35 protein-coding genes are annotated in these 23,641 nt (G+C 21.1%); 28 read left to right on the forward strand and 7 right to left on the reverse strand.

All coding sequences use genetic code 4. The annotated features are described in order from the left end of the window. Positions 1-42: 42 nt before the first annotated feature. The 3 genes from AAHM78_RS04725 to AAHM78_RS04735 are packed head-to-tail and all read left to right on the forward strand — an operon-like array spanning position 43 to position 1,854. Positions 43-1,047, forward strand: coding sequence for a glycine--tRNA ligase (locus tag AAHM78_RS04725; RefSeq protein ID WP_342255035.1), 1,005 nt, complete (start codon positions 43-45; stop codon positions 1,045-1,047). Between the two features lie 4 nt (positions 1,048-1,051). Beyond that, positions 1,052-1,408: a CHC2 zinc finger domain-containing protein gene (locus tag AAHM78_RS04730; RefSeq protein ID WP_342254537.1), complete on the forward strand. Its 357-nt coding sequence runs from the start codon at positions 1,052-1,054 to the stop codon at positions 1,406-1,408. 20 nt (positions 1,409-1,428) lie between these two features. Further along, complete coding sequence (locus AAHM78_RS04735; RefSeq protein ID WP_342254538.1) at positions 1,429-1,854, forward strand: hypothetical protein; 426 nt, start codon at positions 1,429-1,431, stop codon at positions 1,852-1,854. Here AAHM78_RS04735 and AAHM78_RS04740 read toward each other — a convergent pair. Both AAHM78_RS04740 and AAHM78_RS04745 read right to left on the reverse strand, forming a co-directional pair. Continuing rightward, positions 1,846-2,220 carry a transposase family protein gene (locus AAHM78_RS04740; protein ID WP_342254611.1) on the reverse strand — a complete coding sequence of 125 codons (375 nt, stop codon included), beginning with the start codon at positions 2,218-2,220 and terminating at the stop codon, positions 1,846-1,848. The genes AAHM78_RS04735 and AAHM78_RS04740 overlap by 9 nt on opposite strands. 50 nt (positions 2,221-2,270) lie before the next feature. Then, entirely contained in the window at positions 2,271-2,663 is a 393-nt protein-coding gene (locus AAHM78_RS04745) for a transposase family protein (RefSeq protein WP_342254539.1), read from the reverse strand. A gap of 215 nt (positions 2,664-2,878) precedes the next feature. On the opposite strand from AAHM78_RS04745, the gene AAHM78_RS04750 reads away from it, so the two are divergent. Next, positions 2,879-3,247 carry a hypothetical protein gene (locus AAHM78_RS04750; RefSeq protein ID WP_342254540.1) on the forward strand — a complete coding sequence of 123 codons (369 nt, stop codon included), beginning with the start codon at positions 2,879-2,881 and terminating at the stop codon, positions 3,245-3,247. An 11-nt stretch (positions 3,248-3,258) separates the two neighbouring features. Here the strand turns inward: AAHM78_RS04750 and AAHM78_RS04755 are convergent, their stop codons facing one another. Beyond that, positions 3,259-3,522 (reverse strand): SemiSWEET family sugar transporter, encoded by a 264-nt coding sequence (locus tag AAHM78_RS04755; RefSeq protein WP_342254541.1) that lies wholly within the window; start codon positions 3,520-3,522, stop codon positions 3,259-3,261. Between the two features lie 110 nt (positions 3,523-3,632). Next, the gene (locus tag AAHM78_RS04760) at positions 3,633-3,851 is read right to left on the reverse strand and encodes an HMG-box domain-containing protein (RefSeq protein ID WP_342254542.1); all 219 of its coding nucleotides are present in this window, start codon (positions 3,849-3,851) and stop codon (positions 3,633-3,635) included. 187 nt (positions 3,852-4,038) lie between these two features. On the opposite strand from AAHM78_RS04760, the gene AAHM78_RS04765 reads away from it, so the two are divergent. From AAHM78_RS04765 to AAHM78_RS04785, 5 genes are all read left to right on the forward strand, one after another. Continuing rightward, on the forward strand, positions 4,039-4,821 hold the full coding sequence (locus AAHM78_RS04765; protein WP_342254543.1) for a ParA family protein: 783 nt from the start codon (positions 4,039-4,041) through the stop codon (positions 4,819-4,821). Between the two features lies 1 nt (position 4,822). Next, the gene (locus AAHM78_RS04770) at positions 4,823-5,107 is read left to right on the forward strand and encodes a hypothetical protein (protein ID WP_342254544.1); all 285 of its coding nucleotides are present in this window, start codon (positions 4,823-4,825) and stop codon (positions 5,105-5,107) included. A gap of 248 nt (positions 5,108-5,355) precedes the next feature. Continuing rightward, positions 5,356-5,556 carry a hypothetical protein gene (locus AAHM78_RS04775; RefSeq protein ID WP_342254545.1) on the forward strand — a complete coding sequence of 67 codons (201 nt, stop codon included), beginning with the start codon at positions 5,356-5,358 and terminating at the stop codon, positions 5,554-5,556. Positions 5,557-5,599: 43 nt separating this feature from the next. Continuing rightward, on the forward strand, positions 5,600-6,559 hold the full coding sequence (locus tag AAHM78_RS04780; protein WP_342252905.1) for an IS1595 family transposase: 960 nt from the start codon (positions 5,600-5,602) through the stop codon (positions 6,557-6,559). A 960-nt stretch (positions 6,560-7,519) separates the two neighbouring features. Then, positions 7,520-8,008, forward strand: coding sequence for a hypothetical protein (locus AAHM78_RS04785; RefSeq protein ID WP_342254546.1), 489 nt, complete (start codon positions 7,520-7,522; stop codon positions 8,006-8,008). Between the two features lie 104 nt (positions 8,009-8,112). Here AAHM78_RS04785 and AAHM78_RS04790 read toward each other — a convergent pair whose 3' ends face one another. Beyond that, the gene (locus AAHM78_RS04790; RefSeq protein WP_342255036.1) at positions 8,113-8,487 is read right to left on the reverse strand and encodes a transposase family protein; all 375 of its coding nucleotides are present in this window, start codon (positions 8,485-8,487) and stop codon (positions 8,113-8,115) included. Between the two features lie 50 nt (positions 8,488-8,537). Continuing rightward, a complete protein-coding gene (locus AAHM78_RS04795; RefSeq protein ID WP_342254472.1) occupies positions 8,538-8,930 on the reverse strand; it encodes a transposase family protein in 393 nt (130 codons plus the stop codon). Positions 8,931-8,986: 56 nt separating this feature from the next. Between AAHM78_RS04795 and AAHM78_RS04800 the strand changes: the two genes are divergently transcribed. The 8 genes from AAHM78_RS04800 to AAHM78_RS04835 all read left to right on the forward strand — a co-directional run bounded on the left by AAHM78_RS04800 (position 8,987) and on the right by AAHM78_RS04835 (position 14,058). Continuing rightward, positions 8,987-9,169 (forward strand): hypothetical protein, encoded by a 183-nt coding sequence (locus tag AAHM78_RS04800; protein ID WP_342254547.1) that lies wholly within the window; start codon positions 8,987-8,989, stop codon positions 9,167-9,169. Further along, positions 9,159-9,341, forward strand: coding sequence for a hypothetical protein (locus AAHM78_RS04805; RefSeq protein WP_342254238.1), 183 nt, complete (start codon positions 9,159-9,161; stop codon positions 9,339-9,341). The genes AAHM78_RS04800 and AAHM78_RS04805 overlap by 11 nt, the downstream gene beginning before the upstream one ends. Positions 9,342-9,470: 129 nt before the next feature. Next, positions 9,471-9,662, forward strand: coding sequence for a hypothetical protein (locus AAHM78_RS04810; RefSeq protein ID WP_342254237.1), 192 nt, complete (start codon positions 9,471-9,473; stop codon positions 9,660-9,662). Further along, entirely contained in the window at positions 9,655-10,422 is a 768-nt protein-coding gene (locus tag AAHM78_RS04815; RefSeq protein WP_342254548.1) for an ERF family protein, read from the forward strand. The genes AAHM78_RS04810 and AAHM78_RS04815 overlap by 8 nt, the downstream gene beginning before the upstream one ends. Further along, the gene (locus AAHM78_RS04820) at positions 10,415-11,026 is read left to right on the forward strand and encodes a hypothetical protein (RefSeq protein ID WP_342254549.1); all 612 of its coding nucleotides are present in this window, start codon (positions 10,415-10,417) and stop codon (positions 11,024-11,026) included. The genes AAHM78_RS04815 and AAHM78_RS04820 overlap by 8 nt, the downstream gene beginning before the upstream one ends. Before the next feature lie 3 nt (positions 11,027-11,029). After that, positions 11,030-11,158: a hypothetical protein gene (locus AAHM78_RS04825; protein ID WP_338977469.1), complete on the forward strand. Its 129-nt coding sequence runs from the start codon at positions 11,030-11,032 to the stop codon at positions 11,156-11,158. Beyond that, positions 11,158-11,343 carry a hypothetical protein gene (locus AAHM78_RS04830; protein WP_342253473.1) on the forward strand — a complete coding sequence of 62 codons (186 nt, stop codon included), beginning with the start codon at positions 11,158-11,160 and terminating at the stop codon, positions 11,341-11,343. Before AAHM78_RS04825 ends, AAHM78_RS04830 begins: the two co-directional genes overlap by 1 nt. A gap of 198 nt (positions 11,344-11,541) precedes the next feature. Then, entirely contained in the window at positions 11,542-14,058 is a 2,517-nt protein-coding gene (locus AAHM78_RS04835) for a ribosome-inactivating family protein (protein ID WP_342254550.1), read from the forward strand. Positions 14,059-14,233: 175 nt separating this feature from the next. Here the strand turns inward: AAHM78_RS04835 and AAHM78_RS04840 are convergent, their stop codons facing one another. Further along, positions 14,234-15,376: an Mbov_0401 family ICE element transposase-like protein gene (locus AAHM78_RS04840; RefSeq protein WP_342254551.1), complete on the reverse strand. Its 1,143-nt coding sequence runs from the start codon at positions 15,374-15,376 to the stop codon at positions 14,234-14,236. A 120-nt stretch (positions 15,377-15,496) separates the two neighbouring features. Between AAHM78_RS04840 and AAHM78_RS04845 the strand changes: the two genes are divergently transcribed. The 11 genes from AAHM78_RS04845 to AAHM78_RS04895 all read left to right on the forward strand — a co-directional run bounded on the left by AAHM78_RS04845 (position 15,497) and on the right by AAHM78_RS04895 (position 23,639). Then, positions 15,497-15,880, forward strand: a complete 384-nt coding sequence (locus tag AAHM78_RS04845) for a hypothetical protein (RefSeq protein WP_342254552.1) — start codon at positions 15,497-15,499, stop codon at positions 15,878-15,880. 138 nt (positions 15,881-16,018) lie between these two features. Further along, positions 16,019-16,570, forward strand: a complete 552-nt coding sequence (locus AAHM78_RS04850; RefSeq protein WP_342254553.1) for a hypothetical protein — start codon at positions 16,019-16,021, stop codon at positions 16,568-16,570. A gap of 14 nt (positions 16,571-16,584) precedes the next feature. Then, on the forward strand, positions 16,585-17,904 hold the full coding sequence (locus tag AAHM78_RS04855; protein ID WP_342254554.1) for a hypothetical protein: 1,320 nt from the start codon (positions 16,585-16,587) through the stop codon (positions 17,902-17,904). Between the two features lie 2 nt (positions 17,905-17,906). Further along, complete coding sequence (locus tag AAHM78_RS04860) at positions 17,907-18,200, forward strand: hypothetical protein (RefSeq protein WP_342254555.1); 294 nt, start codon at positions 17,907-17,909, stop codon at positions 18,198-18,200. Then, complete coding sequence (locus tag AAHM78_RS04865) at positions 18,163-18,993, forward strand: hypothetical protein (protein ID WP_342254556.1); 831 nt, start codon at positions 18,163-18,165, stop codon at positions 18,991-18,993. Before AAHM78_RS04860 ends, AAHM78_RS04865 begins: the two co-directional genes overlap by 38 nt. Continuing rightward, a complete protein-coding gene (locus AAHM78_RS04870; protein ID WP_342254557.1) occupies positions 18,993-19,904 on the forward strand; it encodes a hypothetical protein in 912 nt (303 codons plus the stop codon). Before AAHM78_RS04865 ends, AAHM78_RS04870 begins: the two co-directional genes overlap by 1 nt. Beyond that, positions 19,905-20,423 carry a hypothetical protein gene (locus tag AAHM78_RS04875; protein ID WP_342254558.1) on the forward strand — a complete coding sequence of 173 codons (519 nt, stop codon included), beginning with the start codon at positions 19,905-19,907 and terminating at the stop codon, positions 20,421-20,423. Positions 20,424-20,426: 3 nt separating this feature from the next. Beyond that, positions 20,427-20,777, forward strand: a complete 351-nt coding sequence (locus AAHM78_RS04880) for a hypothetical protein (protein ID WP_174480758.1) — start codon at positions 20,427-20,429, stop codon at positions 20,775-20,777. Between the two features lie 43 nt (positions 20,778-20,820). Continuing rightward, positions 20,821-21,060, forward strand: a complete 240-nt coding sequence (locus AAHM78_RS04885; protein ID WP_342254559.1) for a hypothetical protein — start codon at positions 20,821-20,823, stop codon at positions 21,058-21,060. Positions 21,061-21,103: 43 nt separating this feature from the next. After that, on the forward strand, positions 21,104-22,063 hold the full coding sequence (locus AAHM78_RS04890; protein WP_342252992.1) for an IS1595 family transposase: 960 nt from the start codon (positions 21,104-21,106) through the stop codon (positions 22,061-22,063). Positions 22,064-22,259: 196 nt separating this feature from the next. Beyond that, positions 22,260-23,639 carry a hypothetical protein gene (locus tag AAHM78_RS04895; protein ID WP_342254560.1) on the forward strand — a complete coding sequence of 460 codons (1,380 nt, stop codon included), beginning with the start codon at positions 22,260-22,262 and terminating at the stop codon, positions 23,637-23,639. Positions 23,640-23,641 lie beyond the last annotated feature (2 nt).

Here is a 23,641-nt window from a genome sequence, read left to right on the forward strand (position 1 = left end):
GTTAAATTGTTAAAATTAAAGGTTTTGCACCAAGTCTAATGTATTAAATGCAATAATGAAGATTGAACTAAAGTTAGACAATTTCAATTAATGTTTGAAACATATCAAGGTGTTTTAAAAGAAGATAAAAATAAAATTTATTTAAGACCTGAAACTGCACAAGAAATATTTATAAATTTTAATAATGTAAGAAATAGTTATAATAAAAAAGTACCATTTGGTATTGGTCAAATTGGTAAAAGTTTTAGAAACGAGATAACTCCTGGTAATTTTATTTTTCGTACTAGAGAATTTGAACAAATGGAATTAGAATTTTTCTTTATTCCAAAGGATAAAAATGATAACACTTGATTTAATTATTGAGTTGATCAATGTAAAGAATTTCTCTCTCTAGTAGGTTTATTGAATTCAAAAAATATAAAATTTAAAAATCATGAACAAAATCAACTAGCACATTATGCATTAGCAACTACTGATATTGAATATAATTTTCCTTTTGGTATGAGTGAATTATGTGGTATAGCTAATCGCGGGAATTATGATTTAACAAAACATAGTGAGAATTCTGGTGTAAATTTTGAAATTCAAGATCCTAATGTTACAGTAAAAAGAATGGTTATTCCTTCAGTTATTGAACCTTCAATTGGTGTTGAAAGGCTTTTATTAACTTTAGTTTGTGAAGCATTTACAAAAGAAGTTTTAAAAGACGATAAAGAACGGTTAGTGTTAAAATTAAATAAGAGTATTTGCCCTTATCAAGTAGCTGTTATGTCTTTAAATAAAACAAAATTGGGTAAAGAGGCATATGAAATTTTTGAAATGTTAAATAAAACACAATTAAGAGTAATTTATGAAGCATCATCAAGTGTTGGTAAATCTTATCGTTATCAAGATGGTATTGGTACTATGTATTGTGTAACAATTGATTATGACACAAAAACTAAAGGTACTGTTACAATTAGAGATCGTGATACTACAAATCAAGTTATAGTTAAAGTTGATCAACTTAAAGAATATTTATATGACAAATTAGACGTTATTTGTTAGAATTGTGTGAAAAAATATGGATATCGAGTTTAATAAAAAAATTAATGAAGTTAAAGCAAAAATTAATATTGTTGAAGTTATGGGTAAATATTTAAATTTGATCAGTAAAGGCAATAATTTTTGAGCTATCTGTCCTTTTCACGAAGACTCTACTCCTTCATTATCAATTTCACAAGAAAAACAAATTTATAAATGTTTTTCTTGTGGTGAACAAGGAAACGTTTTTATTTTTTTACAAAAATATAAAAATATTAATTTTATTAATGCTCTTAAAGAAGCAGCAGATAATGTTAATTTAAATTTAAAAGAGTTTGATATTAATTTATCTGAATTTAATGTTGAAACTAAAAAAATCCACTAAAAATTTTAAATAATATTGCAATGAATTTTTTTAGTTATCAGTTACTAACTGATATTGGTCAAGAAGCAATGAAATATTTACAAAATCGTAATATTACTACTGAAAATATTAAATATTTTAATATTGGTTATGCACCTATTAATAATGAATTAATAGATTATCTTAATGCACAAGGTTATAAAGATAATATTGAATTTGTAAAATTAGGACTTATGAAAATTAATAATAAGGATCAACTTCTTCCTACCTTTTCAAATCGAATTATTTTTGCTATTAAAGATGAAGATAAAGATTGTGTTGGTTTTTCTGCAAGAAATTATAATAGAGAAGATAAAAGTTATAAATATATTAATAGTCCAGAAACAGATTTTTTTAAGAAAAGTAAAATTTTATATAACTTTAATAATGTTAAAAATTATATTAGACTTGGTGCAAAACTAAGGTAATTCAAAATTATATATTCCTGCTATTAAATTAAATCTTAATGCAAATCTTCGTATTTTATTGCGATATTTTAAACTTAAAATTTTAAAACGTTTTAGTTTAGCAAATACGTGTTCAATTTTAATTCTAATTTTACTTAAAGTTTTATTGTATTCTTTTTGAATTGGTGTTAATTGATTGTATTTACTTTTTTTAAATGGCAAAAATGTATTTTTATGAATATTTTGTATACCTTGATAACCTGAATCAACAAAAACTTGTTTTTCTGGATGAATAAAAGTTTTAGATTTTAGAAGCAATTTAAAATCATGAATGCTTCCAAAACAAAAAGCAGTTGAAATAATTTTTCCATTGGAAATATCAATAATTATTTGGGATTTGAGAGAATGATGTTTCTTTTTACCTGAAAAAATTAATTTTAGTTTTTTTTAATTCTTTCAATTGGAGTTTCAGTAGCATCAATAGCTAACAAATTATTATTAGTACCTTTATTTTTTGTTAAATCTTTTTTTCCGGGTAAATTAAAAATTCCGCTTTTTGTTAAAATATTTTCAATTCAAAAAATATTACGAATGCAACTAGTATGACTAATATTATATCTTTTTGCAATAACTCTATAACTACTATAGTCTTTTCAATATTCTAAAGTCATTAATAAACGCTCTTCAATTACAATTTTATTTTTTCTACCACCATAATATTTTTGTTTAGACTCAGCAATTTTTAAAATTTCAAACATTTTATAAAATGTTTGTGGCTTTATGCCGACTAAACTATAAAATTCTTGATCATCTTTATATTTTTTCAACATAATAACTATCACCTTTAATATTAATAATAATCGTTAAATTGTTAAAATTAAAGGTTTTGCACCAAGTCTATTATATAAATATTTTTTTTGCCTTATACAAAAGAATTTACTACTAAATATTCAATGCGTTTATATGAATATTTACGTAGTTATTTATATATGAATGCTAAAACAAAAAAACACCAATTTATGTTCGTGAATGAGATTTTTAAAAATTGTCAAAAATTTTAAATTTAAGTTTAAAAAGTAGTTATTTTAAACAGATAAATATGTTAAAAACAAGAATTTTAGAACCAGTGAAAAAAGACTTAGAAAATACTGATATTATTTTTACTTATGAATTGATAAAAGTTGGACGAAAATATAGCAAAATTATTTTAAATACGCATTTGGATTTAGGAAAATATAATTCTCAAAATCCTGAACTTGAAAAAGTACCAACTAAAAAAGAATATAAAGAGTATGCAAATAAATCAAAGCTAGTGGTAAAAAATTTTGAAAAACAAAAAAGTAAAATAATTGAAAAATCCATTTTAAGTGATGAAGAAGTAAAAAAAATTATGCAAGATTTTGATGAACATTAAATGATTTTTTATTATGACCCTTTATAGTGATTATTAAATTTAAATCCTAAAATAATAATTGTAGAGATTAAGATTATTGAATCTAAACTTACAACTTCTCAATTTTTTATAAATATTCCATAAGCTATTCATAAAAAACAAGATAATAATTGAATTCATAACATAAAAAAAGATAAATCACGTACTCTTTTTGTTTTAATAATTTTTATAATTTGAGGTAAAAATATAAAACTATTTAAAGCAACTGCTAATCAACCAATTATTTCTAAATTCATAGTATTCACCTTTCTTTTTGTTTTCCTTTAAAATAAAACAACGATATATGAGACAATTCATATATCGTTGTTTTTAAAATTACGATTTTTAAATAATTAAATATTTATTTTTAAATTTCACTTTCATATCTTTTTTTATGTTCTAATGCTAAATTTTGATATTTAGCTTTTTCTTCGTTTGTCATTTCTTTTCAATGATTACCAATCAATTTGGCAACTTCTGCAACTTTAGATTTAAGTTCAGGTTTTTGTTGGATAATCTCTGCTCTTTTTTCCTTACTAAAAAGCATATAAGCATTCATTGGTCTTTTAATTTTATTGTCAGTCATATATAAACCTCCTATTTTAATTAATATAATTTTACATTATTTTTGATACAAGTTCTAAAAATCACTTTAAAGTTTATAGAATTTTAAAATGTATTGTTAATTGTTAATTATCATAAATATTTAATTTTATTTATTAATAGTGATTTAATTAAATATTAATAAATAATAATTTGAGGGAGGTATCGTTATGAAAATAATAACTTTTGCAAATTCTAAAGGTGGAGTTGGCAAAACCACATTAACTTTAAATATTATTAATATTTTATCTCAATTAAATAAGAAAATACTCGTATTTGATATTGATCCACAAGCAAATTTAAGCAGAGCTTTAATATCAAATTACACTAGTAATAAAAACATTGAATTATGATTTAAAGATTCCAACAATAACGAATTATTAAATTCAATTGAGGAAACTAATATAGAGAATGTTTTAATGATTCCTGCATACAAAAATTTAGTCTTAGAAACAAATACTTTTGTAACTGCAATGAGTATGGGAGAATTAATATTGAAAAATAATTTAAGTAAAATGAAAGATATTTTAGCAAATAAAATAGATTATATATTTTTTGATTCTTTTCCTTCTATGAATAAAATTTTATTAAATGTTTTATTGGCAAGTGATGAAATAATTATTCCGATTGAACCACACCAATTTAGTTATGAAGGATATAAAACAATTAAAGAACCATATGATAATGCAATTAAAACTTTAAACCAATTTGGTTTGAATTTAAAAAATAATATGAATTATTTTGTTATTAACAAAGTTCAAAAAAATAAAACTCATAATGCTGTAATCGAAGCTATTATGAATAGTGAAATTGGTGGAAATATTTTAAAGACTAAGATACCTTTATCAACGGTTAAACAAAAAGAAACTATGCTTATGAAATTTAATTCTATCACAGATAAAAATCCAATTGGATTTTTAACAAATGAATTAATTGAAAAGGGAGTGTTATAATATGTCTGAAAAAAAGAGTAAATTATTCGAAAGTATACAAAAAAGTATTGATTCTGTTGATAAAGGCTTTGTTAAAAGCGATGAAATTGAACCAAACACAAAGGTTACGAAAAATGATATTTATAATATAGAATTAAATAAAAAAATTGTTAAAACAATTTCAATTGACCAAAAAACTCAAAATATGTTAAATGAACTTAAAGAAAATAATTACAAAGTTAATTTATCTCAATTAGTTCGTCGTGAAGTTTTTGAAATATATAAAGAACTTATTTCTAAGAAATAAATAAAATTAAATAATTTTATTTATTAATATTTATTATTAAAACTACTTAATAAAAAAAGAACCGAATGGTTCTAAATATTTACCCGGTTTGGCTACCAGGCAAGACATCACACATTACTGCTTTGCCATATCCGTACAGAAAGTGAAATTTTTGTACATTTAAATTATACCATTGTAGTATAAAAAAGTAAATAATTACTTATATTTATGGTAAATTGCATATAAATGTAAAAATGAAAGGTTTTAAGATGACACAAATTATTTATAAAAGTATGCATGTATATGTTTTACATCGTTCTGATGAATTAGATCACAAATATGGTAGACCTGCAATTTTATTAAGATTTAAAATTAAATATTCTTTAATTTGATGTGGTACTACTAAATTAGATTTAAAAACACAAGAAAAACCTTTTAATTTTCACAAAAAATCTTGATATTACATTTAATTTAAAATTAAAAGTAATATTTTTATATCGGGGGTGATTTTTTGTGACTAATAATGAATTAATTGATGTTTTAAAAAACAAAAAAGATGAAGAATTTATAAAAATTATTAGACATTTTAAAAATAGAATTAAACAAATTGAGAAAAAAGAAAAATTAGATGCAATTGATAAAAAATTTAAAGAAAAAGGAATTCAATGTCCAAATTGTAAATCTTATTGATGTGTAAAAAATGGTTTTAAGAATAATAAGCAAAAATATTTATGCAAAGATTGTAAAAGTAGCTTTGATGCTTTAAGAAATCATTTTTTACATTGAAGTCATTTATCTCATGAACAATGAGATTGAATAATTTGATTGTCATTGTTAGGTCAATCTGCTTATACTATTTCTCAATTTGCTAAAATTTCAAAAACATCAGCATGATTTAATCGTCAAAAATTTATGAAATCATCACAATTAGCAAAAACACAAAAACCATTCACAAAATTAAAAGGTAGAATTGAAATTGATGAAACTTTTATCAAAGAAATTCATAAAGGAAATTTCAAAAATCCAGATGATCCAAGAAAAAAATGAATTGAAGAAAATGCTAAAGATTTAAACTGTTGTATTGAAATGGCAATTGATGAAAATAAAAATATTTATGCTCAAACAACAAATACTAAAAGATTAACAAAAAAATGAGTACAAGAAAATTTAACATCTAAGCTTATCGAAGAAAAATCAATTATAGTTTGTGATATGCAAATACTATATGATACAGTAGCTAAACAAACAAAATGTAATCTCAAGAAATTTAAATCAAAAGAAAATAAAGAATTAAATTATAAAAATTTAAGTAATATCAGTAAAATACAATCAAGTTTAAAAGAATTTATTACTCATTATCATGGCATTGGATTTACCAATATTCAAAATTACCTCAATTTATGAAAATTTAAATACCAACATTATAAAATATCACCTTATGCAAAATCTGAAGCATTATATTTCAGTTTGTAAAAAAAATAAATCCCAAAATTAAATAAAATCAAATTTTAGGCCAGGTTGATGATTTTTTTTATTTCATCAAGAGTTTTTTTGAAAATTAAAAGAAAAACCTTTAACAATTTTAATAAATAATAAAAAAACTTATTTTTATTCAAGTGGTATTGAAAGAGTAGAAACTAAATTTTTAAAAATTGCTTGGGTTAATTTTAAAACATATAATGCTTATAAATTATCATCTAATGAACAACAACAGTTAATCTCCAAATTTGTTAGTTTTACCTTAGAACAAGATCCATATGCAATAATTCAAGAATTAGTAAAAGAAAATCAGGAACTTAAATAGCGAATTTGTATGCAAGCTTTGAAGTTAAAAAATCGTAATCGTGGATAATTTTTATATTTGGTTAAGTGAATTTTCAAATTAAGTATATTAAAAATTAATTGTATAAATATTGTAAAATTAGTATTACTTATTAATGTATTAGTTATGATAATCGCATAAAAATAATCATAGAAAGAATTAAAAAGAAAATGTTTAAAAAAATAAAAATACCTTTTTATTACATATGAATCATGCTATTTGAAAATACGAGGCTTTTATGTAATCTGGGGCGTATAAAGTTAATGGTTATGTTTAATAAAAACTTAAATGAGAGATAATACTCTCATTTTTTAATTCTTAAAAAATTATAATTAATTATTTTATTAAACCAGCACTTTATTAAAGTAATTAATTATTACATAACTAAATAAAAAATTATTTAGGCTATTGTGCTGGAATATTCCAATAGTAATTTTTGTGTTGCTCTTTGAAAATTTCAAAAATTTTGGTTCCCTTCCCCTAGAACCCCTACCCTCCAAGGCTTTGCTACCTACAGTAGCATAAGCCTTACGTATAGTAATAAGTAGTTATTAGTATATAAGCCTTTTATCACTGTAGGTGATAAGGCTTATACATAGAAAGGATACGTAATGATTAATGTTAATTTAGATATTAAAAATAAAATTAAAGAAACAACTAAAGGTATGTTATTAGAAATTGGTGAATATGAAACATGATTTCCTATTAAAGATACTATTATTGATGAAAAAAATAAAAAAATAGAATTAAAAATAATTGAAGATTTTTATTATAAATTAGGTAAAAAATCAATAACAAAAGATATTGAAAGTGTTAAAGGTAGTGATATTTTAAAATATATTAAAAATATTCCAAATATTACTAGAAATGAAAATGAATTAATATCTTGTGAATTTTATGAACAATATAATGGTTATTATATTTTTAAAAATGATAAAAATCAAGAATGTTTTAAATATAACATTACATGAGAACAAGATATGAAAAGTTTTAAAATCAATAATCCATATAAAGATAATGATTTAGCAATAAATTATATAGTTACACTAATGAAAGATATATCAACTCATAATAATAAAATATTTTATTTAAAGTATTAAAGGAAATTAATATGTTATTAAATGTTGAAAAAATTGAATTAATAAAAAATTTATGTAATGAAAAATTACTTAAAAATAAAAAATATATTAGACTTGGTGCAAAACTAAGGTAATTCAAAATTATATATTCCTGTTATTAAATTAAATCTTAATGCAAATCTTCGTATTTTATTGCGATATTTTAAACTTAAAATTTTAAAACGTTTTAGTTTAGCAAATACGTGTTCAATTTTAATTCTAATTTTACTTAAAGTTTTATTGTATTCTTTTTGAATTGGTGTTAATTGATTGTATTTACTTTTTTTAAATGGCAAAAATGTATTTTTATGAATATTTTGTATACCTTGATAACCCGAATCAACAAAAACTTGTTTTTCTGGATGAATAAAAGTTTTAGATTTTAGAATCAATTTAAAATCATGAATGCTTCCAAAACAAAAAGCAGTTGAAATAATTTTTCCATTGGAAATATCAATAATTATTTGGGATTTGAGAGAATGATGTTTCTTTTTACCTGAAAAAAGTAATTTTAGTTTTTTTTAATTCTTTCAATTGGAGTTTCAGTAGCATCAATAGCTAACAAATTATTATTAGTACCTTTATTTTTTGTTAAATCTTTTTTTCCAGGTAAATTAAAAATTCCGCTTTTTATTAAAATATTTTCAATTCAAAAAATATTACGAATGCAACTAGTATGACTAATATTATATCTTTTTGCAATAACTCTATAACCACTATAGTCTTTTCAATATTCTAAAGTCATTAATAAACGCTCTTCAATTACAATTTTATTTTTTATACCACCATAATATTTTTGTTTAGACTCAGCAATTTTTAAAATTTCAAGCATTTTATAAAATGTTTGTGGCTTTATGCCGACTAAACTATAAAATTCTTGATCATCTTTATATTTTTTCAACATAATAACTATCACCTTTAATATTAATAATAATCGTTAAATTGTTAAAATTAAAGGTTTTGCACCAAGTCTATTGAAATAAAAGAAATATTAAAAATTATAGAAAGGAATGAATAATTATGGAATGTAGAGAATATAGAATTAAAGGTTCATGTGATATTTGTCATAAAAATTCATCATATGGAAATAGAACTTGTAATAAATGTTTTTATAAATTAATAGGTGAAAAAAATGAAATGTAATATTCATAATGAAAAATATATTTGAATTAGTGAAATAGATAATAGTTATTATTGTAATAAATGTATTGATGAAATGATTGAAGAAGATATGTATTTAACATCAAATAATTGAGATTACTTATATGAATATTATATTAATGAATTACAATTAGAAAATTTTAAAGGAGTGTAATAAATAATGAAAAATAAAAGTTTTCAAGAAATAACAAATAATTTACAACAATTTTTTCAAGATATTGAAAATGGTATATATGGTGAAAGTATTAAAAATGCTTTTAAAAAAGAAAGTAGTGAATAAATAATGTCACCTAAAAATATATCTAAAGAAGAATTATTAAATAAAATATTAATAATTAGATTTAAAGAATTAGAATTTCAAAACTTAAAAGAATTTTGTAAAGAAAAAAATATAACTGTATCTGAATTTGTAAGAAATTTAATTAAAAATGCAATTAAAAAAACAAAAAATAGAAAGAGTGATTATAATGAATAATTTATATAAAAAAATACTTAAATTACAATTAGAAATTGGTAGTACACCTAAAAATGGTTTTAATACTCATGGTAATTATAAATATTGATTATTAAGTGATATTTTTAATAAATTAAAAGTACTATGTAGAGAATTAAATATACTTATTTTACATTCAGATATTTCAGAAAATATGAATATAAATAAAATAGAAAATATTAAAGAATTTATAGATAAAAATAATAATAAAATACAAAATGTAACAAAAGAAATAGAAGTTTCATATCAAAAAAAATATTCAATTATTGATTTAGATAATATAGAATTTAGAGAAGATTTTAATATTTTTGCTTGTGCTAAAAATACAGATATAGCAAAAGCAAAAGGTAGTGCAGAAACTTATGCTTATAGATATTTCTTAATGAATTTACTTTTATTAAGTGAAGATGAACTTGACCCAGATAATGATAGTGTTAATTTAATTCAAAATAATAAACCACAAAATAATTACGTTAATAATATAAAAACATCTAATGAAAAATGAGAACCAAGTGAAAAACAATTAGATTATTTTGAAAAATATATGATTACAAATACAGTTTTATTTGATGAATGTATAAGAGAAGATATGGAAAGATTAAATCCAAGTAATAATAAAGATTTTTTAATATTAATGGGTGAAAATTATTTAAAAGTATTATTTGATAAATTTAAAGAAATTCGTGAAAGATTTAAAAATTTAAAAAATAATAATAAAAATGAGTATAGAAATTATGAATAATTATTTACTTTCAATTGACCCAAGTATTAAAAATACAGGTTTTACATTATGAGAAAAAAAATATAAATATGATAAAAATTTAAATTATTGACCTACTAGAGAATATGTATATTGTGAAATTCATAATGATGATAATGTTTCATTAAAAATTATAAAAGAATGTAAAAATTGTTATGAAAATGAAATTATTTGAAAACCAATATTAATTAGTAGTTATAGTTTTAAAAAATATGGAGTTTTAAATTTTGAAAGTGAAATATTTTTTAATAATATAAAAGATACCAATATTGATTTAATTATTGAACGTGGTACTTTTCATTCAAAAAATGGTATTGGTTATGAAACTCAAGAACATTTAAGAGGTTTTATTGCTGGACAATTTAATAAATTATTAACAAAAAATATGTTAATAAGTCCTTCTTCATGAAAAAAATGATATATAGATAATAATATTACTAATATTTCTTTAAAAAATTGAAATAAAAAAATAAGTGAAGATATATGTTTTTATTTAAATGAAAAATATGAATGAAATATAAAAATATCAAATCATGATGAAGCAGATAGTTTATTAATTGGTTGATATTATTTAAATAAGGAGTAAATAATGAAAATAGAATTTGAAATGGATATTTTTACAAAAAATGCAATTATTGAATCATCAGAAAATTTAAAAAAATTAAAACAATTAAATATATCAATTAATTTATGTAATTGTAAAAAGGAAGATAATTAATGCAAAAACAAGAAAAAGTATTACTTAAATGTATTGTTAAAGATTGTAATAATAAAGTATTAGTTACTTTAAAAACTTTAGATTTAGAAGATACTACAATTCAATTTTTTAAAATGTGTAAAAAACATAAATTAGATTTTAATAATAAAATAAAAGAAATTAAAGAATATTATAAAAATAATTAAATTAAATTTTAAAAAAATTATATTTTCACATTTTAAAATTTTTATGTATATAATTTAATTGTTAAAAACTTAATGAAAATATTTTTATTTAAATAGATAAAATAAAAAGAAGAGCCTTTCTAATTCGTTGAAGTTAGAGTAGTTTTTTCTTTTTTTTTGTTTTTAACACATATTTATTAATGAAAGGAAATATTTATAATGAAATATTTTAATCCAACTTATTGATTTAAATTATGAGTATTAAGTGCACCATTATTTAATTCTAAAAGTGAAGGTATATATGCTAAGTCAATTGATAATCAAAAGATTAAAGATTGAGCTAGCAAAAATACTAATAGTTTAGAATCAATAAATCAAGAAATTAGTTATACAAATTCAAGTAATAATTATCAATCATATAATTTAAATCAAACAAATCAAAATATTAATCCAATTTATCAAACAGATTTAGATTCAATATCAAGTCAAGAATTAGAAACAAGTACACATAAACATAGACATGAAAAAAGTAGAAAGAGAGTTAAAAGGAAGGATGATGAAAATAAAAAAATAACAGTTTCTAATTTAATTTTATTTCGTTATTTACCAAATGATCCAAGATATACAGAATGATATTCTTTTAGAACTCAAATTTTGTTTATTCTTTCTGACTTAGAAAATGAAAATTTAATTTCAAGAATTTCGTTTGATGAAAATTTAATTTCAAGAATTCCAATATATAGTATAAATTCTAATAATAATAATGATGATATTTTTATTATTCCAATTAGACTAAATGATTCTCCTAGTTATAGTCAAACTATTGACAAATTTACTTGTGTTAATAATCCTTGAATAAGAGGACAATATGAAAATACTAGTGATAATGATTTAAGATTGGTTTTTAGAGCAAGAGATTTTTATCTTCAAGGATTTATAGCAAATAATAATTATTATTATTTTTCAGATTCTACAACAATACAATATGAAAATACTAATTCTATTAATTTGGGATATAGTTCAAATTATAATGTTCTTGCTGGTGATATAGATACTATTTCATGAGAAAATATTTATAATTCTTTTAATACTTTACAAAGTTATAATAGAAGATATGATCATAATAGTATAAGGAAAGATTTAGTTCGTGTTATATTGGCAACTGCTGAAAGTATGAGATTTTATGGAATATCAAATAAAATAAATGAAATATATACAAATTCTCAAACAATATCATGACAAAGTTTAACATCATTAACTCAAAATTGATTAAATATTTCTAACAATGTAAATAGCTGATTATTACTATTTTTAACTACTTTAGCAAATAATCAAGAATTATTGCAAAATATAGCTACATTAATGGCAATAGTTGATAATGTAAAATGTAAACATAAAAATGCAAAAAAGCAAAAACGCAATATAAATATGTGTTTTAATTCATCTAATAAAAATATATTAGTTTGTGATTTAAAACCACAAATTGATAAAATAAAGGGTGATATTACTATTATAAAAGTTTTAGATGAAAAAAATAAAGGTATTGATTTAAAATCTGGCGATATATATGTTGGAACAACTAATGCTTTATATTTAATTGGTGCTAATAGTATTGTTTATCAATTTAATAATATTAGTGATGAAATAACGAATATAATAAATTTTAATAATAATTATTATGTAAACACAAAAAAAGAAGAAATTTATTTTTTAAATACTTCCAATATTTCAAAAGATGGAACTGTTACAGGAGAAAAAATAAAAACTGATAATATTACTTTAGAAGAATTTAGTAATTTAATTACAGTTATAAAAAAATCAGATTATTCATGATTTGGAATTATTAAAGTTATAAAAAAATTACCTAGAAATTCTAAAGATAACAATTTAAAAACTGGTGATATGTATATTGCTACAGATAAAGGAATATTTGTATTTTATTCAAAAAAGCAACAAATAAATCATTATGATGAATTAGGTAATATAAATATTATAGATATTAACTTTATTAATAATTTTAATGATGGTATTGCTTATGTAATAGATGATAAATGTGAAGTTTATTATTTTGAAGGATGATATCCTAAAAAAATTAATAATATAAAAAGTTGTGATTTAAATAAAGAATTAAGATTATATTATAATGAAGATAAATCAGAAAAACAACAGAAATATGGTTGAGGAAACAATGAATATTGTGAAAAATTGATTAAAACTTGAAATTTAAGTAACATTAATCCTATTGATAATTTTAAAAAAATTGAATTTTTGGGTGATGTTGGTAATTCAAGGATAAGTTGAGCTAATGTACCTTATTACGGTGATTTCAATCTTGATCATTGAAATGGAGAAAAATTAGGTGATTTAATTTTCAATATTAAGTATGATAATATGAATAATATACGTAATTATTGTAAATTTAAATTACAACCCTACGATACTAAATGAGATTTTTTAGGTTGAGCAGCTATATTTCAATGTGTTGCTATTGCTTGATATTGAAAAGATTATAATTATTATTTGCAAGTGATGACTTCACAATATGGTCATACAAGCGGTACTACTTACGGAGCGGCTTTTATTAATCTTGGTAATGGTATTAGATTATATAATGATGATGATAAATTTGAAACTCAAATTCCAAATCCTAATGATAGAAAAAGAAGAGAAATATTTGAAGAAAAAAATATAACTAAATGAACTGATGAATTTACAAAATCTATTAAGGGTGAGTAAAGTTAATAGTTATAATTTAATTTTCTTTAAATAAAAGACAACTTTAAATTATTAATTGTTGGTTATATTATATACCTTTTTATAAATATAATCAAGTATTTTAGAATATTATTTTAATTCATCTAAAGTAAAAATTCCTAACTATTTAGGTTTAGATTTATTAAATTTTAAAAATTTAAAGTAAAAGATTTAATTTATTAATTCTTGCTGAATTAATTATAAGCATATTATTAAGTACTTTATCATTATAAATTTTAGCACCATATCCTTTTAAAGATTTAACTAAATGTGATACATCACTTTCAGCACATACTCCTTGATTTCAATTTTCTTTTTGATTTATAACACCTTCTTTATTATTTTTAAAATATTTATATATTTCTTCATTAACATTATTTTCTTTTAAAAAATCTAATAATTGATAATATTCACCATTAACAAATAAATCATATGCATTTGTTAATTTTTTATTATCTACTTTTCTATTAAAAATAAATCCTTTTTTAAGTGCTTTAAATGCATGATGTCTATCAATTACATAAGGAATATTTTCTTTTTTAGCAGTAGTTTTAATTCAAGGTGCACCATCACCAATAAATACTAAACTACTTTTAAAATAAATATATTGTAAATCAAGAAATTCATAAATTTTATCAATTAATTCTTGTCTTTTAATTTTTTGACCATTTTTAGTTTTCATATAAGTAATTTTTTTATCTTTTAAAATATTTCTACTTTTAGTAGATTTTTCTAAATCTTTACCCTTATTTGCACTAATTGTACGAATACAATTTTTTTGCTTTTTATTATTAAATAATGAAGATATAAAACAATCATCCATATTTATAAATAATTTTTCAATTGGTAAAACTACTTTTTTCTCTTTTATTTCTTCAACACCTATTACTGCATTTTTCATTACATTAGTCATATATGTTTTTGAAAAATTACTATTTTTTATTATATCTTGTACATCAGATTGTCTTTTACCATTACCTGAATTTTTTATGATTGTATGTTCTAAACTTGTAAGTGTTCTTTTTCTTTTCTTAATTTTTATATAATCATCTAAAGGATAATAATATTCATTAGTTTCTAATATTAAATAACATCTACGATAAAAATTATTTATTTTACCATATTGAGTATTTGGACTTCTTTTGGCAGTTTTAACATATTTATGCTTAGTTTTATCATATATATTTTGATATCAAAAATCATCATATGATTTTAATAGATTTGTGAAATAATTTAAACCATTATTTTTAATTTGATTATCAAGTTCATCATAATTAAGTTCATTACTAAGAAAATTCATAATATTATTTCCTTTCTTAATTTATGAATTGATTATAGTAATAATTATTATTAAAGTGGTGAAATATGATTTTATGAAAATGTTATAATTAGTATATAAATATTGAATATAGGTGATAATATGCCAAAACAAAGAAAAGAATTAGGAAATTATAAAGAAAAAATACAAGAATATTTAAGAGAAAATAAAGATAATTTAAAAAAATGTACTAAACAAGAATTAAATTATATTTTAAATGTGGATAATAAATATATATATGATTGCCGAAGAAGGTCGACAAAATGACAAAATGATTTTATTAAAGAATATGATAAAGCATGTCTTAAAATAGGGATTGCAAGATTAAAAAATGTTACACAAGTACCTCAATATGAATGAGCTTATTTAAGAACAAATCATAGAGGGATGTTTGATGATTTAATAGATAATCAAGATATAGAAGCAAATAATAGTAATATAATTATTAATATTTGTGAACCAAGAAAAATAGAAAATAATGATTAGAAACCTATAATAAATATAGGTTTTTTTCTTTATTTTAAAGGGAAAAAATGATATAATATATTAAAGCGATTATGTTATTTATTAACATAAGTTACAAGGGATTATCAAAAAAGCGATTATTAACAAGGGAGTATTTTTATGTCTAATTTTGAAGTTAAAGAAAAAAAAGAAACTTATACTTTTGAAGAATTACAAGAAACTTTAAAACAACAAAGAAATGTTGTATATGCACAAGCAAAAGATGAATTTCTTAAAAAAGAATTAGAACCAAAAATAAATGAATATCAAACAAAAATAAAAGAATATGAAAATAAAATTAATAGTTTTGAAGAGCAACAATTATTTTCAAATATTAAAGATACTAAAAAAGTAAATTTAATTAAAAATTTAATGAGTACTGATAATTATAAATCTTTATCTAAACAAGAAGCATTTAATAAAATAAATGAAGATTATAAAGATTTTTTAATTGATAAATCAGAACCTATTAAACAAGAAAATAAACAACAAGATAATTTAATTAATCCTACTGATTTAATTTTAAAATTACATAATAATTCATTAGACCATTTTAAAATTGCTCAAGATTTAAAAAATAAAGCAACAACACAAGGAATGACTAATAAAAAAGAATTAGAAGATTTAGTTGAAATTACTAGAAATGAAGCTTTTCAATCTATTAGTAAATAGAAAGAAGTTTTATTATGGGAGCTATAAAAATACCTGAAGCATTTTTTATTAAAGGTAATAATCCTACAGAAAATGCTATTTTAAGTGTACTTGAAGCACAAGTACGTGGTGAATTAACAAGTGAAAAATCAACAATGTTTATGCGTGGAACTTGTAGTGCTTCTCAAATTGGTGAAATGGCTGGAGTTGCTATAGCAATTTATAGAGCAACTGTTCGTGTATTATGAGGTTCAACATGAGATTGAAAAAATGGAACTAAAAGACAAAAAGGTGATGTTTATACAACTAAATTAGAAATTAATAAATATTTAACAATTGATTTTGAAATTCCAGAATTTGATATTGAAAGATTTATGAAAGCACCAAAAGATATTGCAGTACAAATTGTTTCAAATTGAACAGCAAGTTTTATGAGAAATTTAGGTGAAAACTTAGAATTAATATTTTTAAACGGTATTCAAGATTATGCTATTGCTAAATCATTAGTATTACCTTTAGATTTAATTAATATGAATGCAGAACAAGCAAAAGAAGCTTATTATAAAATTTGAGCAAGAAATAATAAATTAATTAAATTAGTAAATTATATTACTGTAGGAACTAATAGAGAAGATTTAATGGGAGCCACTGGAATTGATAGTAATTTAGGTTTATCAAAAGCATTTACTGTTTTAAATTATAGTCAAATTTCAGCAGATACATTAGCATATGGTAGAAGATATACAAGTTTAATTGCTGGTATGGAATTTTGAGAAAGTTTTTATTTAGAACAAGAATTTATTCATGATACTGAAAAAGCAATGCATTTAGAAAAAGATTATAGTTTAAAAAATACACATGGTTTTGTAGTTAATAGATATATGTGAGGTATGCCTATTTCATTTACTAAAATAAGACAAAAATTAGATAATGATACAGATAATATTAAAATTATTGGTAAATGTTTATTTGCATTACCAAGTGCTATTAGACCAAATTTAATGTATTTAATTAGACCAACTATGCCTACAGTTGAAGAAATTAAAGAAGCAAGAGCAAAAGATTTTTTAACTAATCCTAAAAATGAAAATGCAACTTATCAATCAACTTTATATGATGATATTAATAAATTAAATTTAGAAGATGTTATTTATTATAGAAATTTAGGAAAAATTACTATGGCAGGAACTACTCCTACTAATGATGAATTAGAAACTGCAATAATAAATGCTGGTAATGTTGGTTATGAAAAAGGTAAAGCAACATTTAGTAATATTACATCAACAAGTGCAACTATGACTGGTAATAATACTGAATATTATGGAGTAGTAAATTTAGAATTTACTAAAAAATAATTATGGAATATATTTATAAATATTTTAATGAAAAAGCACATATTACTATTTATTCACCAAAACCAGAAGATTTAACTACTAGTAATGATATTAGAGCAATTTTATTAGATGAATATCCTACATTAAGAAATGATTATTTTATAGTAAGTGATGTACATGATAATTTTGCAATATGTGTTGGTAATAATATAAATTGTCAAGGAACAGTTAGAATTCAAATTAAAAAAACTAATCAATTATTAAAAGGAGAAAATAAATATGCCACAACAACATGCTGAGACTACACAATTGAGTAACTATACTTTAACTAAATTAATAAGAACTGGTATAAGCCCAATTTGTGCAATGATTGGTACAAGTGCTTATTATGGTCAAGTAATAAGTAATCCATTATTAGGTTCAATTAATAGTTTATTATTTGGTAAAAAATTAGCTTTAGATATATGAAATTTAAATCAAAGACCAACAACTAAAAGTAAATTAATTAATAGTTCTAAAAAAATATTACTAGGTTTAGGAACAATTGGATTAGCAAATTATGCAAAATTTACTACTAATTCAATTAATCCAAATCCAACAGAAAATCCAATAACAACTACTACTACTACTGACCCATTTCCACCAGATTTATTATTTAGTAATAATAATCATTTAATGGATTGAGATACATATATTAGTTTAAATTCATATGGTATTGCTAGTTTAGTTGCTGGTATTACTGAATTAATTCCAAGTAAATTTGAAACTATTAGAAAAATAGCAAATATGGCAACTGGTGGATGTTTGATTTCAAGTGGTGTTGCTATGGGTATTAATAATGATTTTAGTAATGCTTATGCAGTTCCAACTATTATTGCTGGTGCATCTGAAATTATTCATAATTTATTACCTATGGAAACAAATCATAATGTTGAAGAAATGCAAGAAACAGCATTTAATAATGAAACTGCAAGATTAATTAATGATAATAGATTTACTATTAATAGTGAAACTGCAAGTCAATATTATGGTAGTGATAATATGAGCGAAGTACCATTAAATCATGATAATGCTTCATTAAATTGAGATTATAATCACATGAGTTTATAATGAATCCTTTAATTATTGAATGAATATACAATGCTTTAGTAAGTAATGATATTAAATTAGCATTAATAAATGCTTTAAAAACTTATTATAAAAATCCATCATTAAAAGCAGTATTTGATAATGAAAATATTAGTGAAAAAGAAATACATCAACCATATAGTGTTTTTAATCCCAATATACTTAAAAAATTAACAAGTATATTAAAACCAACTGAATTATCTATATTACAAAATGAAATTAATAAATTTAAAAATCCAATAAATAGTTTTAAAAATTCTATTATGCCAATAGAAATTAGAACAGTTAAAAATTATGTAAATAAATTTGATAATTTATTTAAAGAAAATGAAGAACAAATACCAGAAAATGCATGAGAATTATTATCAAGTTCATGATTTAAAAAAGGTAGATTTATTGTTGATAATAAAAATTTAAAAGTTGGTACTTTAACAACATTATTTCAAAGTGATAATGATAAAAGACAAATATGATATGGTCCATATACTTATCCAACATTTCCACAAGAAATATGAATATTAATGACACAAGCTAAAGGTAAAAATGGTTCTGGTGCTGGAACTATATTTTGAAAATTTTGAAATAGAAAATGATTACCAAGTCAATTAAGAAAATATGTTAAAAGTGAATTATCAAAAAAAGGTAAATATTATGGTTCACAAGATACTAGTGTAATTTATCCAAATAATATTAATGTTCAAAAAACTATGCATTTTATTAATAAATTAGAAAAAGGTTTTTTTAAATTAAAAGAATATAAAAATTTATCTAAAAATGAAATAGGAAGTAATCAATGAAGATATGAAAGAAAACAATTATTAAAAAATTCTTTACATAAAAGAAAATATATAAAAATTAAAAGAAATTCTAATTTTTATAAAACATGAAAGTAGGTGGTAATTATTATTGAATTAGATAAACCAATTAAACCAATTGGTATATGAAATACTATTAATCCATTAAGTAAAGATAATAAAGAATATAAAAGATTAAATAAGATTTGATTTAATAAAAATAGTACTCATATAGATAAAATAAAAATTTTAATATCAAATATTTTAAAAATAACTAGTCATATTATTGGTATGTTAATAACATTATTTTTTACAATAACACCTTGATTAATACCTAAAATACCAATAGAAATGGGAATAGGTAATTATACTAATCAATATAATTTTACTTGACCTGACCATTTAATATTAACTTTATTTCCTATGTTTGGTCATATTGGATTAAATTTAGTAACTAAATTAGGTAATTATGGAAAATTAATTAAATATGCATTGATAACAATACCAATTATTATTACAAGTCCATATTTAATATATCAATATAAACATATTAGAAAACATAAAAAAGAATGTCATTTATGTAAACAACATTCAAATAAAATACAATTGGAGGAATAAAAAATGAATTTATCAAAAGAATTAATAACAGCAGTATTAAGTGGAGCATTAGCTAGTGGAATTATAGTTACTATTGTTTTATTATTTTTATCAAAAATTATTAAAAAATCAAAACAAAATAAAATATCAAAAGAATTAAAAAGAGATAAAGAAATTCAATTTATTATTGAAAATATTAAACAAATAAATTCTCAATTACAATTAGAAACTACATCAGTTGCTAAATTACTTGATAGTTTTAATAATGATAATGAAAAAGATGAAGTATTTAAAAATACTATTATTAGTCAAAGAGCTTCTAAAAAAGAATTATCAGAAAAAGATAAGAAAAAAGCAACTAAAGTTGGAATTTAAAGGGTTTAAATACCCTTTATTTTACATTAAGGAGTAAATTATTATGGCTATTAAAGACCCATTAATGTTTATAAAAATTGAAGAATTTAAAAATTGAAAAGGTTTTAATAAATTAGAATTTGATGATACTACAACACCAGATAATGAAATTTGATTTGCTATTTCAGTTGCAAGTAATAATATTGATTATTTAAGTGGATATTCTATTTCAAAAAAATGACCAGAAACTACATTAACAGAATTTACTTTTAATTTTCACAAAAAATCTTGATATTACTTTTAATTTTAAATTAAAAGTAATATTTTTATATCAGGGGTGATTTTTTGTGACTAATAATGAATTAATTGATGTTTTAAAAAACAAAAAAGATGAAGAATTTATAAAAATTATTAGACATTTTAAAAATAGAATTAAACAAATTGAGAAAAAAGAAAAATTAGATGCAATTGATAAAAAATTTAAAGAAAAAGGAATTCAATGTCCAAATTGTAAATCTTATTGATGTGTAAAAAATGGTTTTAAGAATAATAAGCAAAAATATTTATGCAAAGATTGTAAAAGTAGCTTTGATGCTTTAAGAAATCATTTTTTACATTGAAGTCATTTATCTCATGAACAATGAGATTGAATAATTTGATTGTCATTGTTAGGTCAATCTGCTTATACTATTTCTCAATTTGCTAAAATTTCAAAAACATCAGCATGATTTAATCGTCAAAAATTTATGAAATCATCACAATTAGCAAAAACACAAAAACCATTCACAAAATTAAAAGGTAGAATTGAAATTGATGAAACTTTTATCAAAGAAATTCATAAAGGAAATTTCAAAAATCCAGATGATCCAAGAAAAAAATGAATTGAAGAAAATGCTAAAGATTTAAACTGTTGTATTGAAATGGCAATTGATGAAAATAAAAATATTTATGCTCAAACAACAAATACTAAAAGATTAACAAAAAAATGAGTACAAGAAAATTTAACATCTAATCTTATCGAAGAAAAATCAATTATAGTTTGTGATATGCAAATACTATATGATACAGTAGCTAAACAAACAAAATGTACTCTCAAGAAATTTAAATCAAAAGAAAATAAAGAATTAAATTATAAAAATTTAAGTAATATCAGTAAAATACAATCAAGTTTAAAAGAATTTATTACTCATTATCATGGCATTGGATTTACCAATATTCAAAATTACCTCAATTTATGAAAATTTAAATACCAACATTATAAAATATCACCTTATGCAAAATCTGAAGCATTATATTTCAGTTTGTAAAAAAAATAAATCCCAAAATTAAATAAAATAAAATTTTAGGCCAGGTTGATGATTTTTTTTATTTCATCAAGAGTTTTTTTGAAAATTAAAAGAATTTACTGATGAAATACAAACTGCAACTGCATATTATGTTAGATTTTTATTAACAAAAGATAGTAATTATATTCGTGGTCAATCAAGTATTAGTCAAGGTGGTATGACTTATAGTGAAAATAATCCTACTGACCCTTATTTTATTGTTCCAGAAGTATTTAATTGTTTAAGAAAAATTAAAGAATATCCAAATATTACTGGATTTAATCTAAATGTTTTACCTAAAAGAAATGATTTTTTTAGTAATTTTTATAGTAATTATGGTGAAGATAGTCCTTTTACAAGATATGTTGAAATTACAAATTTAAAATCAAGTGACCCAAGAGTTGAAATTAAAAAAATACATCAAAAAAATATTATTGGAACAATAGTTGATATTGATACTAGTGGTATTAAAACAGATATTGATAATTCATTATGAGAAGTTGATAAAGATAATATTAATTTTGTTAAATTAAAAGATGATAAAGGTATTGATGTTAATGGTAAAAGAATTATTGATGTTGGTACACCTACTTTTTTAAGTGATGCTACAACTAAAGTATATGTTGATAATTTATTAGATAAAAAACAAAATAAATTAATTGCTGGTGAAAATATTAAAATTGATGAAAAAACTAATACTATTAGTGCAAGTGGTGGTAGTGGTGAATCATTATGAGAAATAGACCCAAATAGTTCAAATATTATTCAACCTAAAGAAAAAAGAATTATTACTTCAAATAATACTAGAATTGTTGATATAGCAGACCCTACACAACCACAAGATGCAGTTAACTTACAAACTTTAAATAAAAAATTAGAAGATAAAATGGATAAAGACCAATTTCAATATGCTTTTGCTATCAATACTATTGGTACTGAAATCCCTAATTTAGAAACTACTGATAAAACTATTGCTGGTGCTATTAATGAACTTATAGATAAAGATTTTAATTTAACTATTGATAAATTAGAACCATTATTTGATAGTAATGTTTTTAATATACAAGAAAATAAATTTGTTGTAAAAGCTGATTTTATTACTAACATTTTAAAAAGTGCTTATATTAAAGAATTAGAAACTACTAATAAAAGTATAGTTGATGGAATTAATGAATTACATAAACGTGTTTGAAAACTTGAAGGTGATTTTGTAAAAATTCAAAAAGAATTAATTGATGATGAAAAGAAAATGATAAATGGTAATTGAAAAGAAGTAGGAACAAAAGTTAATATAAATCATATTAAATATACTTTTAAATCAAATACTAAATATAAAATTTATTATAATTTTGAAAGTCAATTAAGTAATAAGAAATTTACTTTTATGTATCAAGAATTTTTATATAGTCAGTTAAATACTGATGTTCAAACATTATATTGAGATAAAGTTAATGAGAGAATAATAATTTCTTTACAAATACAGAATGATACAATTGCTATTGTTAGTGACCCTACAAGATATGGTCAACTTTTAAAATTAGAAGAATTACAGGAATAATA

Source organism: Spiroplasma endosymbiont of Zeiraphera isertana, from assembly GCF_964030805.1.
Lineage (GTDB): Bacteria > Bacillota_I > Bacilli_A > Mycoplasmatales > VBWQ01 > Spiroplasma_E.